This is a genomic window from Aerococcus sanguinicola (genome assembly GCF_001543145.1).
GTDB lineage: Bacteria > Bacillota > Bacilli > Lactobacillales > Aerococcaceae > Aerococcus > Aerococcus sanguinicola.
In genome coordinates, this window is sequence record NZ_CP014160.1 from 1,892,215 (window position 1) to 1,910,458 (window position 18,244).

Here is an 18,244-nt window from a genome sequence, read left to right on the forward strand (position 1 = left end):
ATCTTGTCAGTGAGTCTTTTTATCTATTCTAGTTAACATAATATACATTATGAGAAGCGATGGGTAAATTAATATAGGCCTTCCCTTTGAAGCTAAGTTCATTTTTGTTATAATAAGTGCGAGACGATTGGGATTTAGTTTTTGTCTCAAATAGAATTTAAGTAAAGGAGTCTTATAATATTATGAACCAAGAACAGTTTGACCGTGTGAAATCAGGAGACGGTTTTATCGCTGCTTTAGACCAAAGCGGTGGTTCAACTCCTAAGGCCTTAGCCGCTTATGGTGTTTCTGAGGACCAATACTCTAGCGAAGAAGAAATGTTTGATCTCGTCCATGAGATGCGGACCCGGATTATGACGGATGACGCCTTTAATTCAGACAAGATTCTCGGGGCTATCCTATTTGAGCAAACCATGGATCGCCAAGTTGAAGGTAAATATACCGCGACTTACCTGGCAGATAAAGGGATTGTCCCCTTCCTAAAAATTGACAAAGGACTAGCTGAGATCGAAAACGGTGTCCAAGTCATGAAAGATATTCCAAATCTTGATGACCTATTAGCCCGTGCCAACGAACGTGGCATCTTTGGGACCAAGGAACGTTCGAATATCTTAGAATTGAACCCTGACGGAATTAAGAAAGTAGTTAGCCAACAATTTGATTTGGCCAAAAAAGTTATTGCTGCTGGCCTCGTCCCTATTGTTGAGCCGGAAGTTAATATCCATGCTGAGGATAAGGCTGAGATTGAAGAAGTCCTCAAACAAGAAATTCTCAAGGAACTTGACCAATTAGCTGACGACCAAGTGGTAATGCTTAAGCTAACCCTACCAAGCGTCGATAACGCTTACAAAGAATTAGTTGACCATCCACAAGTCCTAAGCGTGGTTGCCCTATCTGGCGGCTACTCGATTGATGAAGCCAATGATAAGCTACGCCGCAATGAAGGCGTGATTGCTAGCTTCTCCCGTGCTCTAACCAATGCTTTACGGGCTAGCCAATCTGATGAAGACTTCCACAATGAACTCAAGACAGCTATCGATACGATCTATGATGCTTCGGTGAATAAAGAAGTATAATTTAAGACAAAAAGACAGCTCAAGGATTTACCTTGAGCTGTTTTTTTGTCTTATACTAGTATTTCTTCCAAACTCGTGGTGTTAGGCTTAGGAGGATGGGATAGATTTCCAAGCGCCCCATCAGCATGGTTAGGCACATAATGAACTTCGCGAAAGGGGCTAATTCGGCATAGTCTTCACTAGGGCCTAGCAGGTCTAGGCCATAACCAATATTGTTCAGCGTGGCGATAACCGCATTGAAGGCTCCGCTGAAGCTCTGGGTGTAATGGCTCAGGATAAAGAGTACCAGGCAGAAAACAGCTAGATAAGTCATCAGATAAAAGGCAATCGAGCGCTGGATATCATGGGTTACCCTTTTTCCGTCAAACTTGATGGGCTGGACCCGGCTAGGTGCTAGGACCCGGCGGATCTCTTGGCGGATGGACTTGAAGAAGATCGCAATCCGGACGATTTTCAAGCCTGAAGTGGTCGAGCCGGACATGGCTCCTGTAAACATGAGGAAGAGCAGGACAATATCTGTCGTGACCGGCCAATTAGCGATGGAGACATTGGTGTAGGCAGTAGTCGAGTTAACCGATACTACGTTGAAGAAGGCGTCTTTTAAGGCTTGGAAGGGGCTCTGGTAGAGGCCGTTAATATTGAGGAAGATAATTAAGCTGGCCAAGGCAATGATGGCCACATACCAGCGCAATTCTTCACTGTGGAGGACCTGCCGCCACTTGCCGATATAGAGCAAGTAAAAAAAGTTAAAGCTCATCCCGAAGATGAACATGGCAATGGCCATAACGAGGTCCACATAGTCGCTATTGTAGTGGGCAATGGAATTGCTGTAAATGTTAAAGCCCCCTGTCCCCGAGGCCCCCATGGCTAAGAGGGCTGCTTCAAACCAGGGAACCTTTCCCAAGCGGAGGAGAACCATGACGACTAGGGTCATGACCAAATAAATGCTGTAGAGAATATTGATGGAGCTGGAGACCCGGGACTCTACCTTACCAAAGACCGGACCAGGTAGTTCGGCCCGCATGACATAGACCCCCCTGGCCCCGAAATTCGGTAGAATGTATAGGATAAAAACCAACATACCCATCCCACCAATTAAGAGCGTAAAGCTCCGCCAGAACATGAGGGCTTCAGGCAGGATATGGAGGCTGGAGCTGAGAACAGAGGCGCCCGTCGTGGTAAAGCCACTGACCGATTCAAAGAAGGCATCGATAAAGTCCCCTACTGACTGGCTCAAATAAAAGGGCAAGGCCCCAAAAAAAGAATAGAGCAACCAGATAATACTAACCAGGGCAAAGCCTTCGCGCTGGTAGAAGATATCCGAATCGGGCTGGCGGTAGGACAAGGCTAAACCAAGGAGTTCGCAGAGGGCAATGGTGATGACAAAGGCCCAGATGACCCGGGCGGGATTGCCGTAATAGAGTCCCACCAGGATAGATGGAAGCATCAAGAGACCTAGGATCATCAGCAGACGACCGATGATAAAACGAAGAAAGGACGTATTCATGGCTAGGCTCGCTCACCCCTCTCTAAGATATCATCCAGGCTAAAGACATCCCGGCAGGAGGTAAAAATCAAGACATCATCCCCTGCCTGGAGCTGGTCGTCGCCGGATGGAATATGGAGTCGGTCCTGGCGCACGATCATCCCTAGGAGCACATGGTCTTTGATGGCCAGGTCTTTAATTGGCGCTTGGGTCACCCGGTCCTGGGCGCTGACTTGAAATTCCATAGCTTCCGCTATTTCCTTATCCACTGCCAATCGGGCATAGCCTAAGAGCGCACTGTTATTCTCTGGAATAGCCCGTACATGGCGGATAATGGCATCTGAAACTGATATCCGGGGCGAGACAATGACATCCAGGTTTTCTGCATTCAGGAGCCGGACAAGCTTGGGTCGGTTAACCTTGGTAATGTTTTTCTTAACGCCTTCTTCATGGGCGAAAAGGGATAGCATCAAGTTTTCTTCGTCGGAATCGGTCATGGAAATGACAATATCATGACGGTCGATCCGGTGCTCCCTTAAGAAACGTTGGTCCGTTCCGTCGCCTAAAATAATCTCAGCCTGGTCAATTTCATCAGCTAGGAGTTCGGCTCGCTTGAGGTCTTTTTCGATTAATTTGACATGGATACCGCGCTTGTCCAGCAAGGGCACCAGGTAGCGGTTGATCCGGCTTCCCCCTATAATCATTACCGACCGGTAGTTGGCCCGCTGCTTGTGGCCTGCGATATAGGCAGACTGGCTCAAGACTTCATTGGTTGCGATAATATGGATCTGGTCATCCTGGCGCAGGTAATCATCCCCGTGCGGAATAAAGACATGGTCCCCTCTCTCGACCAGGCAGATCACAATATCGCTTAATTTTTGCCGGACCTGGGCTACACTCCAATTGAGGATAGGACTGTAGGCGGTCAGGCGAATCTGGAGGAGCTTGATCCGGTCATGGTAAAATTTTTCGACATGAATAGCAGCAGGATAGTCCAGGACCGTGACAATTTCCTTAGCGGCTTCTTTGTCCTGGTTGATGACATAGTTAATGCCCAGGTGCTCGCGGATGAAGTCTTCATTGGCCGTATATTCCCCCGAGCGTGAGCGGACAATCCGGTAGCGGGCGCCAATTTTTTCAGCTAGGATGGCTGAGATAATATTCACTTCATCCAAGTTGGTGACGCTGATAAAGACGTCACAGCGGTCCACATTGGCTTCCAACAAGGTATCTAAGTTGGTTGCTGTCCCGCAGATACCTTGGATATCTAGAACTTCAATCAACTTGTCGATGACTTGCTGGGACTGGTCGATTAAGGTGATCTCGTGCCCTTCCTTATTGAGAAGATAGCATAATTCTTGGCCGAGTTCGCCCCCTCCAACCACCACAATTTCCATTTTTTTCATTACACAACCCCTATTTAAAACGAGGCTGGAGCTTTTTGTCCCAGCCTCGTTTTAATTCATGCAAACGCTCCTCTAAGCTTCTTCGAAAGCTTCAGTTAAAGGAGGTACAATTTGTTTTTTCCGAGATACTAAGCCTGGTAAGGCGATTTGAGAGTCAACGATCTCACCAGCAAAGGCTTTTTCAAAGTGTTCGACAAGGTCGACATTAGCAACTAGTAAGCCTTCTGAATCATTGGTTAAGATATTGGTAACCACGAGGAAGAAAGCGTCATAGCCCTTTTCTGCGGTTTCTTTTTGCATGACTTGGAGCATGTCGTCTTTACGCTTGAGGACGTCATTGACATCTACCACGTTGACTTGGCCGATGCGAACGGAGTGACCGTTCATTTCGAAGGACTTAGCGTCGCCATCTGCGATTTCCAAGGCAGATTTTTCAGAAACGTCGGCCCCTGCCCGCAGCATGTCGAGACCATAAGCTTCAAGGTCGATTCCAGCAATTTCAGCGAGCTTGCTGGCTAATTTACGGTCTTCTTCGGTACAAGTTGGTGATTTCAAGAGCAAGGTATCAGAAATCAGACCAGAAAGCATTAAACCTGCGATTTCCTTAGTCACTTCAACGCCATGGACTTGGTAGAGGCCATAAATGACCGTCTGGGTACAGCCTACGGGGCGAGCGGTATAGGCCAAAGGTGAAGCCGTCTCGAAATTAGCAATCCGGTGGTGGTCCACTACAGAATGGATGTCAACCTCACGGATATCTTCAGCAGATTGTTGGAATTCGTTGTGGTCCACTAAGGCCACGCGATCTGTTTCTGCAGCTACTTTCTTAAGCACACGTGGGGCTTGGACAGAGAAATGCTCTAAAGCAAACTGGGTCTCTGGGTTTAAGTCGCCAAGAGCGATGGCTTCAGCCTCCTCACCCAATTGATTTAATAAATGACTGTAAGTGATAGCAGATGTAATGGCATCTGTGTCTGGATTTTGGTGTCCAAAAACAAGAATTTTACTCACAAAATCTCCTCTTTTCTAAAAAACTTCTGCCTCTATTTTATCATAAAAGCCGGCTTTAGGCTTAGAATTCTTCATAAACTGCTGGATTTTGTGCCCCGGTTCGACCATTGGGATGGTCCAAGCGAGCAATCTGGGCCATATCGTCATCGTCAAGTTCAAAGTCAAAGACCTTGAAGTTCTCTTCCAGGCGGTCAGCATGGCTCGACTTAGGAATGGGCATGGTGCCGATCTGTAGATGCCAGCGCAGGACGACCTGACCTGGTGTCTTGCCGTGCTTCTCAGCAATCTTTTTAATTAGCTCTTGTTCCAAGATGGATTCAGACATCTTCTCGCTCCCCCGACCGAGTGGGCTCCAAGCTTGGGTCAGGATGCCGTGGTCTCTGTCATAGGCAATCTGCTTAGCCTGTTGGAAGTAAGGATGGGTCTCTACCTGGTTTATAACTGGTACTTCCTGGGTCTCTTCAATTAAGCGATCGATGTGTTCAGGCAAGAAATTGCTGACCCCAATCGCTTTGACATAGCCGCGTTTTTTAGCTTCAATCAGGGCCTGCCAAGCTTCGACATAGTGGCCTTGCTTAGGGTTAGGCCAGTGGATTAAGTAGTAGTCATAGTAGTCCAATTGGGCCCGGTAGAGAGATTCTTCAATGGCCGTCAGAGCTAAATCATAAGCGTGGTAACGGCCTGGTAACTTGCTAGCGACTTGGATTTGGTCACGAGCCAGGCCTGATTCACGAATGGCCTGGCCAACTGTCCCCTCATTTTCATAATTATAAGCGGTGTCGAGGTAGCGGTAGCCAATGTCTAAGGCAGCCTTGATGCTGTCCACACCAGCCCGACCTTTAAGCTTATAGGTCCCTAAACCGACTTGGGGGACTTGGTCACCGTTACGCAAAGTATAGTATGGAATGGTCATTTGGATCCAACGCCTCCTTTGAAATCATCAGTAATCAGTCTTTAGTCCCAGTATAACAGGTCTGCTTAAGATTTGAAAAGTGAAAGGCCTAGTCTTCTGCCGCTAGCTCATCCAAGTCGATGAGGGGGGTCACACGCATAAGCTCCCCTTCCTTGTCTTCATCGACCAGGGCTTTGCCATTGGAATAGCGGTCGGCAATTGGCGCCTCAACAGCTCGAATTTGCTTGAGCTGGCCATTGGCGCAGTAGAGTTCAAAGAGGTCTTGGGTGGTCGTTACCGGATAGGCAGCGAGTAAGCGGTGAGGCTTGGTTTTCAATTCTTTGAGGACCACTAGCCCCCGTTTGGCCCGGCCAAGACTGGCAATTTCTTCCCAGCGCAAACGTTTGGCGTGCCCTCTTTGGGTGAATAAGATAATTTGCGCCTGGTCGTCAGCTTGGTCCTGGTAGACCGCATTGACAACCTGATCTTTATCTTTGAGGTTAATGGACTTCACCCCTTTGGCACGGAGGCCAACCTGGTTGATTTCGTCAATGCTGTAGCGCAGACTGAAGCCAAATTCGGTAAAGATAATGATCTGGGCTTGGCTCTGATCTGTCTGGGCAGAAATTTGGTAGACATTGACGACCTGGTCCATCTCGTCGGAGAGGGTCATGGCGACGGCTGAGCGCTTCTTATAACCTCTAAATTCTTTAAAATCAGCTAAGGGGCTTTGCTTAACCATGCCTGCCTGGGTAATAAGCAAAATGTTATCTTTGCTATCTTTGGCGTAAGGGAGAACTTTAATAATTTTTTCATCATTAGCAAAGTTAACCCTTTGCGATATGTGCTCTCCTAGGTCCTTCCACTTGAGCTCTTGAAGTTCGTGGACAGGTTGGAAGATATAATTGCCTTTGTTAGTGATTAAGATCAATAGGTCAAGTGTAGAATGTTCAGCTAAGTATTGGACATGGTCGCCCTCTCTTAGTCCCAGGTCTTCTAGTTCAGAGGACCGGTAAGAACGCAAACTAGTTTGCTTGACATAACCATAGTTGCTGATGACCACCATGACCTGCTCTTCAGGAATAAGAAGTTCCTTTTTAATCTTAATTTCACTAATTTCGTCTTGGATCTCACTACGACGGGGATTGCTATAGGCTTTTTTGATGGCTTTGAGCTCGTTTTTGATGACCTTGAGTAAGACCTTGGGCTGGCTCAAAATCGTTTGGTAAGAAGCAATGGCTTCATTTAGACTGAGATTTTCTTCTTGAAGGCTAGTGATATCGGTATTGGTCAGTCGGTAAAGTTGGAGGTTGACGATGGCTTCAGCTTGCTTGTCAGTAAAGTCAAACTGCTCCATAATATTTTGTTTGGCGTCCTTCTTGTCCTTACTCTGCCGGATGGTTTGGATCAGTTCATCGAGGATGCTGATGGCCTTGATTAAACCATCGACAATGTGCAAGCGCTGAGAAGCCTTGTCGAGGTCAAATTGGGTCCTCCGGGTGACGATTTCCTTACGGTGGCTGATATAGGCTGACAGGATATCCTTCAAGCCCACTTGCTGGGGCCGGAGCTGGTTAATGGCTACCATATTGAAGTTGTAATTAATCTGTAAGTTCGTATTTTTATAGAAATACTGGAGGATGGCATTGGCATTGGCATCCTTCTTCAACTCGATAACAATTCTTAGGCCGTTGCGGTCACTTTCATCGCGGATTTCACTAATGCCCTCGATGCTCTTATTGAGTCGGAGTTCATCCATCCGTTTGACCAAATCCGATTTGTTGACCTCAAAGGGAATTTCATCGATGACAATCTGTTGGCGGCCCGAACGCAGGGTCTCCATGCGGTGTTTAGACCGGACAACCACCTTGCCCCGGCCCGTTTCATAGGCCTTGCGGATTTCATCCTTGCCCTGGATAATTCCCCCTGTCGGAAAATCGGGACCGGGTAGAAAGTCCATGAGCTTGTCTATGCTAGCCTTGGGATGGTCGATAAAATAATTAGTCGCATCAATGACCTCTCCCAGATTGTGGGTGGGAATTTCCGTCGCATAACCAGCAGAAATCCCCGCTGCTCCATTGACCAGTAAGTTTGGAAAGCCGGCAGGTAATACGGTAGGCTCTTCTTCTGTATCGTCAAAGTTGAGCATGGTTTCAACCGTCTGCTTGTCCAAGTCGGCCAAGAGTTCATCGGCAATCTTAGATAAACGGGCCTCGGTGTAACGCATAGCAGCTGCTGGGTCACCGTCCATCGAGCCGTTATTACCATGCATCTCGATTAAAACTTCCCGGTTTTTCCAGTCTTGGCTCATCCGCACCATGGCGTCATAAACCGAGCTGTCGCCGTGGGGGTGGTAGTTACCGATCACATTCCCGACTGTTTTAGCAGACTTACGGAAATTATGGCTGGAGGTATTGCCATCCACAAACATGGCATAAAGAATCCGCCGTTGGACAGGCTTGAGCCCATCGCGGATATCCGGTAAGGCCCGGTCTTGGATAATGTACTTGGAATAGCGGCCAAAACGGTCCCCCATTACATCTTCTAGAGATAATTCTTGAATATCGACTGTCATGCACTAAAACTCCTCATCATCAAATAGACTCGTTTGGTCAGCTTCGGGACCAGCAGACTGGTCAGCCAGTTTACTGGCCAATTCTTCTTCCATTTCTGGATCGCTCTCCTGGCTAGCAGCCTCTAAAAGCTTGTCCTCTTCATCCATAGTAAAGGCAACATTTTCTTCAATCCATTCCCGTCTAGGGGCTACCTTGTTCCCCATCAGGACGGAAACACGCTTCTCAGCTAGCGATTGGTCATCCAAGGTCACCCGGATCAAGGTGCGGGAGTCAGGGTTCATCGTCGTTTCCCATAATTGGTCAGCATTCATTTCCCCCAGACCCTTGTAGCGTTGGAGGGTATAGCCCTTGCCAACTTCCTTAGTCACTTGGGCAAGCTCTTCATCGGTCCAAGCATAGCGGATTTTTGCCTTTTTCCCCTTACCTTTAGATACTTTATAAAGAGGAGGCATAGCCAAATAAACCTTGCCGGCTTCGACCAAGGGCCGCATATAGCGGTAGAAGAAGGTCAAGAGGAGGACTTGAATATGGGCCCCATCGGTATCCGCATCGGTCATGATGATGACCTTATCGTAATTTGCATCGGCAAGTTCAAATTCTACCCCGACGCCGGCACCGATGGTATAGATAATAGTATTCAATTCTTCATTCTTTAAGATATCCTGCATGCTGGCCTTTTCCGTATTTAAGACCTTGCCTCGAAGCGGTAGGATGGCTTGGAACTTCCGGTCCCGTCCCTGCTTGGCTGAGCCTCCCGCTGAATCCCCTTCGACTAAGAAGAGCTCATTACGTTTAGCGTTTTTACCCTGGGCAGGGGTCAGCTTGCCGGATAAGAGAGTTTCTCGTTTGCGGCTCTTCTTGCCCTTGCGGCTCTCTTCCCGGGCCTTGCGAGCAGCATCCCGGGCTTCTCGAGCTTTCAATGCCTTGCGGACCAAGTGCTGGGCGGATTCCCCGTTTTCGAGAAGGTAGATGCCCAACTTCTCATTAACCATAGCTTCCACACTGGACCGAGCCTGGGGGGTTCCTAGCTTACTCTTGGTCTGCCCTTCAAATTGTAGGTATTCTTCCGGCACATGGATGGATAGGACAGCCGTGAAGCCTTCGCGCACATCGGTCCCTTCCAGGTTTTTTTCCTTGGGTTTGAGCAGGTTGGTCTTCCGCGCATATTCATTGAAGGCCTTGGTAAGTCCGGTCTTAAGCCCTGAAACATGGGTCCCCCCGTCCGAAGTCCGTACATTGTTGACAAAGGATAGGATGGTTTCGGAATAGCCATCGTTGTACTGGAAGGCGAGTTCCATCTCGATTCCGCTCTCGGCTGCCTTGTCTTCGAAATAAACAGCCTGGTGGAGGGCGTCCTTGTCTTCATTAAGGTATTTAACGAAGGCGACAATCCCCTCTTCATAGTGGTAGCTTTCTTCGAAGTCCTCTCTTTCATCTTTAAAATTAATCTTTAAGTTCTTCATTAAGAAGGCTGATTCGCGCAAGTGCTCTTGTAAGGTCTTGCGATCGAATTGGGCCTGGCCAAAGATTTTTTCATCTGGTTTGAAATGAATCTTGGTTCCTGTGGCCTTGGATTTAATGGACTTCAAGTGGGCCTTACCTGGCTTACCGCCGTCCTTGAAAGCTTGCTTATACTCTTTTTGGTCACGGTGGACGGTAACTTCTAGTGATGAAGAAAGTGCGTTCACGACAGAAGAGCCAACCCCGTGCAAGCCACCTGAAGTCGAATAGCCGCCACCTCCGAACTTCCCTCCGGCATGGAGGACGGTTAAAATAACTTCTACCGTGGGCCGGCCTGTCGCATGTTGGCCAATGGGCATGCCCCGGCCATTATCTTGGACGGTGACAGAATTATCTGGATGGATGCAGACGTCAATCTCATCGCAATAGCCAGCAAGAGCCTCATCGACAGAATTGTCTACAATCTCATAGACCAAGTGGTGAAGGCCTCGGCTATCTGTTGATCCCACATACATTCCCGGCCGTTTTCTGACGGCTTCCAAGCCTTCTAGGACTTGGATTGAACTTTCATCATATTGTGCTTGCTTTTTGGTCATCTTAAGCATGTCCCCTTTAATCCATTATAATCATTTATTTCATCGCGTCTCAAAAGACATCTTTTACCATCTTACTCGATTTTTACTCAATTCACAATGCCTGCTTCCTTTGCCTAGTTTTGTGCCCCTTTTGAATTTTTTAATCAAGGGCGGTCGGAATAATGCTATAATATAGACATGTCAAAAAAGCAGGTGAATATATGTTATTAAATCTATTACTTTTAATTATTGCTTATCTTCTTGGCTCAGTTCCTTTTGGGCTACTGATCGGTCGGGTCTTCTATCAGACTGACCTCCGTGACTACGGCTCAGGGAATATCGGGACCACCAATGCCTTTCGTGCTCTTGGTAGGACCGGTGGCTTATTTGTCTTCGTCTGCGATATGCTCAAAGCAGGTCTCATTGTCCTCATTGCCCAGAGCTTTACTGTCTTTACTTGGCATCCCCTGGTTTATGGCATTGCGGTCATTTTGGGCCATAGCTTCTCGATCTTTCTCAAGTTCAAGGGAGGTAAGGCCGTGGCTTCTAGCTTCGGCATGGGACTCTTCTACGCGCCCCTGATTTCCCTTTTGGGGATTGGCGCCTTCTTCTTAGTCCTCTACTTCTCACGCATGGTGAGCTTAGCTTCAATCACTGGTGTGTTGACGGCTTTGGTCTTGTCGCTTCTTTTTACTAGCGATCATTTCCTCCAACTGATCTTAGTCATTGTATGCTTGATCGTTATCCTCAGGCACCGGACCAATATTGAACGCATCCTCAATGGTAGTGAATCCAAGGTGCCTTTTGGTTTCCGGGCCAAAAAATAATGGGACGATAAAGCTTTAGAGACGAAGAAACCCTAAAATTTAAGCGACCGATGGATGATCTATTAAGGATCTCCCATCGGTCGTGAACTAGCTGGTAGAGCTAGCTTTATATAAGAGGAACTGGCGTTTTTCCAGCTCCTCTTTTTCTTTATCATATCGTCTTGCTTAGCGCTCTTCTTGGTCTAAGGTTTCCTGGATCAGGTGGAGGTTCTCTTCGGTGTAGAGGTCGATAAAGGTGCCCTTAGTGCCAAGTGACTGGGAGGAGAGGATATTGGCGGATTCCATCTTGCGGATGCCGTTGACAATGATGGACCGGGTCAAGCCCTCTTTTTCCGCTAAACGTGAGGCGGTGAAGCGGAAGCTAGGCTCGGTCTTATCCTTTAAGATTGTCCGCATAGCAGCCAATTCGGAGAAGCTTAAGGAAGCCACTGCCTTCTTAGCCATCAGTCGGTTCTTTTGTTGGCGGTCTTCTTGCTGGTGGAGGAGGTTTTCAATTTCAATAGCCAGGATCGTTGCGACATATTCTCCTAGGATCATATCACCGGCATCGAAGGCCTGTTTTTTACGAGCTAGGATCAGATAACCTAGTCCCCGACCATGGCCGATAATCGGAATAATTGTCGTCTTACCATTAGGGAAATTGGCCGCATATTCATTGGCAAAAATAGTGCGTTCGTCTTCAACAGGGATATTAGTCAGGGTAACGGTAAGTTCTTGGACCCGCTTCATGTAATTGGGGTCTAATTGCTTCTCTTCCATCATTTGATGGGTCCGGGCACTGTTAATATCATCAAAGATAGACAAATAACCGAGCAGCTGGCCTTCATAATTTAACAGATAGGCGTTGACCGCGAGAATTTCAGAGATTTCTTCAACTAAACGCTGGAAAGGAAAATCGCTGCCCTTGTCTTCTGAAATAATATCTTCCGTTTGAACGACACGTTTAACTTGGCGAATTTTATCTAATACTTCCTGAATATCCATAATTTTAGTCCTCCTGAGATGATCGGTTTGAATTGTGCCCTTGACGCTGGGCCCGCGGGTGAAAAGTCATATAATTCTGACGTAGGCTTTCCTTAGAAAGGTGGGTATAGATTTGGGTGGTGGAGAGGCTGGAGTGGCCCAGTAGCTCCTGGACGGTCCGAATATCTGCTCCATGGTTCAATAAATGGGTGGCAAAGGAGTGGCGGAGTTTGTGGGGGTGGATGGCCAGCTGGGAGGCACTCCGTTTGACTATCTGCTTGAGAATATAGGCAATCCCCTCACGGCTGAGCCCCTGTCCTTTGTAGTTAACAAAAACGAGCTGATGATCTTCGCCAGATTTAGCTAGGAGCTCTTGGCGTCCCTCAGCTAGATAGGTCTGTAAAGCCTCCTTACAAGGCCCACCGAACGGCACATAGCGGTCCTTGCCCCCCTTACCGTGGAGGAGCACGACCATGGCGTCCAATTCAACTTGGTCTAAGCTAAGTTCCGTGCATTCGCTAACCCGGGCGCCCGTTGCATAAAGAAATTCGAGAAGAGCTCGGTCCCTCTGCTGGAGAGCTTCAGGACCTTGGACGGCTTCGAATAGAGCAAGCAGCTCCTCCTCATAAAAAAAGTCCGGCAGGTGCAAGCCTTGCTTGGGCGAATGAACATATTGAAAAGGATTGTTATCGACCCAACCGGATTCTTGGAAAAAATTAAAAGCAGACCGTAAACTACTCAAACGCCTGGCAAGCGATGACTTGGCCAGGTCCTTTTTTTGTAATTGGAATAAATAGCGGCGGATATCTTGATAAGTCAAATCTTTTAAATCGTTTACATTTGCTTCCGATAGAAAATCCGCAAATTCCTCAAGGTCATGCTGGTAGGCTAGGAGCGTTTCTTCACTATAGTGTCTTTCATTTGTAAGGTAGTTTAGGAAGGCTTTTCCTTTTGCTGTCAACTCGATGGCACTCACCCTCTTTTACCTAAACATTATAACACAAACAAAGAGATAAAATCATCCAAAGTCGGAAATTGATTTTATCTCTTCGAATAAATAGTTTTTAATTTATGTTGCCATAGCAAAAAAGTAAGTAAGAGGTGGGACTAGAAACTAAGAAGAGCTTCTAATTATCCCCTTTTTGTTCGCTTTCTTGGTAGTCGCATTGGCTACATTTGACTTGTTTACTCCCCCGCTTTTTCTTTTCAACGAGGTAGTTTTGGCAAACTGGGCACTGGCGACCAATGGGCTTGTCCCAAGAAGCAAAATCACAGTCAGGATAACGGCTGCAGCCGTAGAAAATACGGTTCTTTTTCGATTTCCGCTCAATGACTTGGCCTTCTTGGCACTTAGGACAGTCGACACCAATTTCCTTGACAATGGCCTTGGTATTCCGGCAGTCAGGGAAGTTAGAGCAGGCGTAGAATTTGCCATAGCGGCCCAATTTAATCACCATGGGATGGCCACATTTTTCGCAGTCGAAACCAGCGGCCTCATCTTTGATGACAATTTTTTCAATTTTTTCCTCAGCGTTTTCCAAGTCCTTGGCGAAGGGTTGGTAGAAGCGGTCGATGACTTCCACCCACTCTTCCTTGCCCTCTTCAATCTTATCCAGCTCATTTTCTAGGCTGGCCGTGAAGTTCACATCAACAATGTCTGGGAAATACGTGGCAACGAGTTGGTTGACGATTTCACCGAGCTCGGTCGGCTCAAAGCGTCGGGCTTCGATCTTAACATAGTAACGTTTGATCAGGGTTTCAATGGTTGGTGAATAGGTCGATGGCCGCCCGACGCCGTTTTCTTCCAAAGTTTGGATGAGGCTAGCTTCCGTATAGCGGGCTGGGGGTTGGGTAAAGTGTTGCTTAGGATCTAAGCTGACACTCTTTACAGTATCCCCATTAGCTAAGTCAGGGAGCGGATTATCCTTTTCCTTTTTCTCAGCGTAGACTTTTTGATAACCTTCAAATTTAATTTGTGAACCTGTTGCCCGGAAAGAAACTTCTCCTTGGACGATGTCGCAGCCTACTGTGTCATAGATAGCAGGCGCCATTTGACTGGCCATAAACCGGCACCAGATGAGGCTGTAGAGCTTGTACTGGTCCTTGGTCAGGTAAGATTCGATGGACTGAGGGGTCCGGTCGGGAGCTGAAGGACGAATGGCTTCGTGGGCGTCTTGGGCATTGCTGTTTTTGGCCTTGCTTTGCCCTTGCTTACCCAGGTATTCCTTACCGTAAGTGTTAGTGATAAAGTCACTGGCCCCTTCTTTGGCGACATCAGCGACCCGGGTGGAGTCGGTACGCATGTAGGTAATCAGACCGACGCTTCCCTTGCCAATATTAATTCCTTCATATAATTGTTGGGCGATCATCATAGTCTTCCGGGTCCGGAATTTAAGCCGCTTAGAAGCTTCTTGTTGGAGCGAAGACGTGGTGAAAGGTTTTTGTGGCTTTCTTTGCCGTTGCTTCTTGGTCAGGTTGGCAATGGTGAATTCATCAGATGTGATGTGGGCCATCAACTGGTCAACATCTTGCTTGTTCTTTAGATCAAGCTTCTTGCCTTTGAATTTAGAAGCATTGGCTTTGAACTTTTCTCGCCCCTTCTTAAATTCGCCGTCAATAGACCAGTATTCTTCTGGTTTGAAATTGCGAATTTCCTTTTCACGCTCAATGATTAAGTGTAAAGCGACCGATTGAACCCGTCCAGCAGACAGGCCTTTTTTGACCTTGGACCAGAGAATCGGTGACAGGCTATAGCCCACCAAGCGGTCGAGGATCCGGCGTGCCTGCTGGGCATCTACCAGGTCATTGTCGATCGGCCGGGCGTGCTTGAAGGCCTCCTTAACGGCTTCCTTGGTAATTTCATTATAGGTCACCCGGATCTTATCCTTAGGGTCAAGACCTAGGATATAGGCCAGGTGCCAGGCGATGGCCTCCCCTTCCCGGTCCGGGTCGGAAGCCAGGTAAATTTTTTCTGCTTTTTTCGCGTATTTCTTCAATTCTTTAATAATGGGTCCCTTGCCCCGAATAGTAATATAGTAAGGATCATACTCATTTTCGATATCGATCCCCATCTTACTCTTAGGGAGGTCCCGCAAGTGGCCCTTACTTGCAACCACTTTGTAATTTCTGCCTAAATATTTTTCAATGGTTTTCGCCTTAGTCGGTGATTCCACAATGACAAGGTACTTATAAGCCAAAAGAATAACTCCTTTCGAATTTACCCGACAGGATAATAAGAAGATGCTGGAAAAGGCTGAAGTGTCGGATAAGCTGTCAAATTGATTCTCATATTATGCCATTCAAGATTCTTTGTCAAATATAAAATGATGGCGAGAGAAAAAAATTGCTTAAATTGTCCCTTATTATAATAGTAGAAATGATTCAAAAAAGATGGCTATACTCTTCCAGGATATCTTGACTGGTCAAAATCAGCTTAGCCCCTGCCTGGATCAATTCATTGGTCCCCCGAGAGAGCGGCTGGTTGATGGGGCCAGGTACGGCAAAGACATCTCGGTTAGCCTGCAAGGCATAATTCGCTGTAATCAAGGACCCACTCTTATGCCCCGCTTCGACTACTAGGCAGGCGGCAGAAAGGCCCGCGATAATTTCATTGCGGTAAGGAAAGTGCCAGCGCTTGGCACCCGCATGATAAGGCAAGGCCGAGACCAGCAAGTGGTCGCGTGCAATTTGGCTCTGCAGCTTGGCATGGTTGTCTGGATAAACTTGACCCAATCCAGTCCCAATAACCGCAATGGTGTTCCCTTGCTCTTTCATAGCTATCTGATGAGATAGGCAATCGATTCCATTTGCTAATCCGCTGACAATGACTAATTTCTTAGCGACTTCTGGTAGGAGGCTCTCTAGTGCTTCCTGACCATAAACTGTCATTTTACGGCTGCCGACTACGGCTAGGGCTAGGCGTTTCAATAATGTAAGGTCTCCCTGGCAGAAGAGGACAAGGGCTGGTTTATGGGTTTCTATAAGCCCCTCAGGATAGGCAGCATCGCCAAGGACAAGGGGCACGACCCCCTCTTTTTGGTAGAGTTCTTGGAAATAGGCCGGTGGGTAGTGGGCGGTAAAGTTCTGCCATTTGTCATAGTGTTTGGCTGGGATCTTTACTCTTTCTCGGTCAGGATCCTGCAATAATCGCAGGCGCTCGCTATAGGGAATGAGGCCCGATTCGGTCAGGTAAATCTCTTGTTGGCGACGACTTAGCTTGTTAAACATCTTATCAACTCCTTCATTCATATATAAACGAAAGAGCGGCCAGTTCATCAAGTGATTTATTCATTAAATAAAATCTTTAACTGGGGCAAAGCTTTTGCGGTGGATGGGGCAAGGGCCGTACTTGGCTAGGGCCTCTAAGTGGGCCTTAGTTCCGTAGCCTGCATGTTGGTCGAAACCATATTCTGGATAAAGCTCGGCATAGTCTGCCATGAGACGGTCTCGATACTCCTTGGCATAGATTGATGCCGCAGCAATGGAATAAATACGCGCATCGCCTTTGATGATCGCCTCTTGGGGCTGGCTGATTCCCGGTATGGTTATCGCATCAACCAGGACATAGGAAGCCTTGGGTTGGAGCTGGTTAACAGAAGCCGCCATCGCTTCTTTAGTCGCCTGGAGGATATTAATGCGGTCAATACGTTCAGCGGGACTGAGGCCAATCTCGCAGGCCAGGGCATACTTATCGATATCGGCAACCAAGGCCTGGCGCTTCTTATGGGAGAGCTGCTTGGAGTCATTGAAGTAAACAGCTGGCATATCTGGGGGCAAAATGACCGCACAAGTGACAACTGGCCCAGCCAGGGGCCCCCGCCCTACTTCGTCAACGCCAGCAATATAGGCATAGCCCTGGGCCCTCAGCTGGTCTTCATAGGCCCTCAACTCTTGGATCGCTGCTCCTTCTTCTTGGGCCCGGTCGATGCGGCGCTGGTAAGTCTTGAGGACCTGCTGGACCCCCTTGCGCTCGTCTTGGCTATAGGGAGCCAGGTCTTCCGGCCTCAGGTCCGCTCCCTTGGCTTGGAGCCGGTCTTTAATGGCTTGGATGCTCTCGCGCTTAGTCATTATCAGCTGCCTCCTGAGCCATTTCATAGTCCGCCACTCGGTCCAAGGTCAGCCGGCTAATGGCGCCATCTTGGAAGTCCTTGATGATTTTTTCTGAGGCCCGGTCGTAATCATCTAAGAAGCCCATCTTTTCCGTTAGGGTCATGAGGAGTTCCGGATATGGAGGGTGTACCTGGTCAGCAGAAATGGGATACTTGGCCTCGATGGCACCGGGATAATAGTCCATGAGGAAGGCTAAAGCATAGAGGGCAATGTCATCGTTGTAATAATGGGTCTGCTTAATCGCCGTACAGAGGGCCAGACGCGTCCCTACTTCTGGGTCTTCAAACTTAGGCCAGAGAATTCCCGGAGTATCTAAAAGTTCAAAATCCTTATCGATTCGAATCCATTGTTGGCCCTTGGTGACACCGGGCTTATTCCCGACTTGGGCCTTTTTCTTTTGGGTAAATTGGTTGATAAAGGTAGACTTACCCACATTGGGAATTCCTACAATCATGAGACGGACCGCTTGGTGTTTGACTCCCTTGGCCTGCCACTTTTCTCGCACGGGGGCTGTCCAGTCGTAGAGCTTTTTCTTAAAGCGTTTCATTTCCTTGGGGTTTTTACTGTTTAAGGCGCAAGACTGGCTGCCTTCTTCTTGGTTGAGCAGGTCTAGCCAAGCCTGGGTTTCTTCTTTATCGGCTAGGTCTGATTTATTAAGGACAATGATCCGGGGCTTGTCTTGGATAATCTGATCGATCATCGGGTTCTTACTGCTTTCGGGCACCCGGGCATCCCTGAGTTCGATTACATAGTCGACTTGGCTCAGGTGGTTTTGGACCTCTTTCTTGGCTTTGGCCATATGTCCAGGATACCATTGAATTGTTGCCATCTTATTTTCACTCCTTTATAGCTTGTCATTAAA

The 18,244-nt window shown here is 47.7% G+C and carries 14 protein-coding genes; 2 read left to right on the plus strand and 12 right to left on the minus strand.

Features of this window, described 5'->3' with window-relative positions; genetic code table 11:
* Positions 1–182 precede the first annotated feature (182 nt).
* Positions 183–1,076 carry a fructose bisphosphate aldolase gene (locus tag AWM72_RS08465; protein WP_067976213.1) on the plus strand — a complete coding sequence of 298 codons (894 nt, stop codon included), beginning with the start codon at positions 183–185 and terminating at the stop codon, positions 1,074–1,076.
* A 55-nt stretch (positions 1,077–1,131) separates the two neighbouring features.
* Here AWM72_RS08465 and AWM72_RS08470 read toward each other — a convergent pair whose 3' ends face one another.
* The 6 genes from AWM72_RS08470 to parE all read right to left on the minus strand — a co-directional run bounded on the left by AWM72_RS08470 (position 1,132) and on the right by parE (position 10,504).
* Entirely contained in the window at positions 1,132–2,583 is a 1,452-nt protein-coding gene (locus AWM72_RS08470) for a TrkH family potassium uptake protein (protein WP_067976217.1), read from the minus strand.
* 2 nt (positions 2,584–2,585) lie between these two features.
* Positions 2,586–3,968 carry a Trk system potassium transporter TrkA gene (gene trkA, locus AWM72_RS08475; RefSeq protein WP_067976219.1) on the minus strand — a complete coding sequence of 461 codons (1,383 nt, stop codon included), beginning with the start codon at positions 3,966–3,968 and terminating at the stop codon, positions 2,586–2,588.
* Positions 3,969–4,040: 72 nt separating this feature from the next.
* Positions 4,041–4,979, minus strand: a complete 939-nt coding sequence (locus tag AWM72_RS08480) for a manganese-dependent inorganic pyrophosphatase (RefSeq protein ID WP_067976220.1) — start codon at positions 4,977–4,979, stop codon at positions 4,041–4,043.
* Between the two features lie 61 nt (positions 4,980–5,040).
* Positions 5,041–5,892: an aldo/keto reductase gene (locus AWM72_RS08485; RefSeq protein WP_067976222.1), complete on the minus strand. Its 852-nt coding sequence runs from the start codon at positions 5,890–5,892 to the stop codon at positions 5,041–5,043.
* Between the two features lie 88 nt (positions 5,893–5,980).
* Entirely contained in the window at positions 5,981–8,446 is a 2,466-nt protein-coding gene (gene parC / locus AWM72_RS08490) for a DNA topoisomerase IV subunit A (RefSeq protein WP_067976224.1), read from the minus strand.
* 3 nt (positions 8,447–8,449) lie between these two features.
* Entirely contained in the window at positions 8,450–10,504 is a 2,055-nt protein-coding gene (gene parE / locus AWM72_RS08495; RefSeq protein WP_067976226.1) for a DNA topoisomerase IV subunit B, read from the minus strand.
* Positions 10,505–10,704: 200 nt separating this feature from the next.
* Here parE and plsY point away from each other — a divergent pair, with 200 nt between their 5' ends.
* Positions 10,705–11,310, plus strand: coding sequence for a glycerol-3-phosphate 1-O-acyltransferase PlsY (plsY, locus tag AWM72_RS08500; RefSeq protein WP_067976227.1), 606 nt, complete (start codon positions 10,705–10,707; stop codon positions 11,308–11,310).
* Between the two features lie 165 nt (positions 11,311–11,475).
* Here the strand turns inward: plsY and AWM72_RS08505 are convergent, their stop codons facing one another.
* The 6 genes from AWM72_RS08505 to ylqF form a co-directional block, all read right to left on the minus strand.
* On the minus strand, positions 11,476–12,294 hold the full coding sequence (locus tag AWM72_RS08505; protein ID WP_067976228.1) for a hypothetical protein: 819 nt from the start codon (positions 12,292–12,294) through the stop codon (positions 11,476–11,478).
* Between the two features lie 4 nt (positions 12,295–12,298).
* Positions 12,299–13,234 (minus strand): tyrosine recombinase XerC, encoded by a 936-nt coding sequence (gene xerC / locus AWM72_RS08510; RefSeq protein WP_230080811.1) that lies wholly within the window; start codon positions 13,232–13,234, stop codon positions 12,299–12,301.
* Between the two features lie 166 nt (positions 13,235–13,400).
* Entirely contained in the window at positions 13,401–15,470 is a 2,070-nt protein-coding gene (gene topA, locus AWM72_RS08515; RefSeq protein ID WP_067976229.1) for a type I DNA topoisomerase, read from the minus strand.
* A 184-nt stretch (positions 15,471–15,654) separates the two neighbouring features.
* On the minus strand, positions 15,655–16,500 hold the full coding sequence (dprA, locus tag AWM72_RS08520) for a DNA-processing protein DprA (protein ID WP_067976230.1): 846 nt from the start codon (positions 16,498–16,500) through the stop codon (positions 15,655–15,657).
* A 63-nt stretch (positions 16,501–16,563) separates the two neighbouring features.
* Positions 16,564–17,340, minus strand: coding sequence for a ribonuclease HII (locus AWM72_RS08525; protein ID WP_067976231.1), 777 nt, complete (start codon positions 17,338–17,340; stop codon positions 16,564–16,566).
* The gene (gene ylqF / locus AWM72_RS08530) at positions 17,333–18,211 is read right to left on the minus strand and encodes a ribosome biogenesis GTPase YlqF (RefSeq protein WP_067976234.1); all 879 of its coding nucleotides are present in this window, start codon (positions 18,209–18,211) and stop codon (positions 17,333–17,335) included. Before ylqF ends, AWM72_RS08525 begins: the two co-directional genes overlap by 8 nt.
* Positions 18,212–18,244 lie beyond the last annotated feature (33 nt).

Coding starts and splice junctions, on each gene's coding strand:
- dprA (WP_067976230.1), bottom strand. CDS start 16,500: ATGTTTAACAAGCTAAGTCGTCGCCAACAAGAGATTTACCTGACCGAA.
- plsY (WP_067976227.1), top strand. CDS start 10,705: ATGTTATTAAATCTATTACTTTTAATTATTGCTTATCTTCTTGGCTCA.
- ylqF (WP_067976234.1), bottom strand. CDS start 18,211: ATGGCAACAATTCAATGGTATCCTGGACATATGGCCAAAGCCAAGAAA.
- AWM72_RS08525 (WP_067976231.1), bottom strand. CDS start 17,340: ATGACTAAGCGCGAGAGCATCCAAGCCATTAAAGACCGGCTCCAAGCC.
- AWM72_RS08485 (WP_067976222.1), bottom strand. CDS start 5,892: ATGACCATTCCATACTATACTTTGCGTAACGGTGACCAAGTCCCCCAA.
- AWM72_RS08465 (WP_067976213.1), top strand. CDS start 183: ATGAACCAAGAACAGTTTGACCGTGTGAAATCAGGAGACGGTTTTATC.
- trkA (WP_067976219.1), bottom strand. CDS start 3,968: ATGAAAAAAATGGAAATTGTGGTGGTTGGAGGGGGCGAACTCGGCCAA.
- parE (WP_067976226.1), bottom strand. CDS start 10,504: ATGACCAAAAAGCAAGCACAATATGATGAAAGTTCAATCCAAGTCCTA.
- parC (WP_067976224.1), bottom strand. CDS start 8,446: ATGACAGTCGATATTCAAGAATTATCTCTAGAAGATGTAATGGGGGAC.
- AWM72_RS08505 (WP_067976228.1), bottom strand. CDS start 12,294: ATGGATATTCAGGAAGTATTAGATAAAATTCGCCAAGTTAAACGTGTC.
- AWM72_RS08470 (WP_067976217.1), bottom strand. CDS start 2,583: ATGAATACGTCCTTTCTTCGTTTTATCATCGGTCGTCTGCTGATGATC.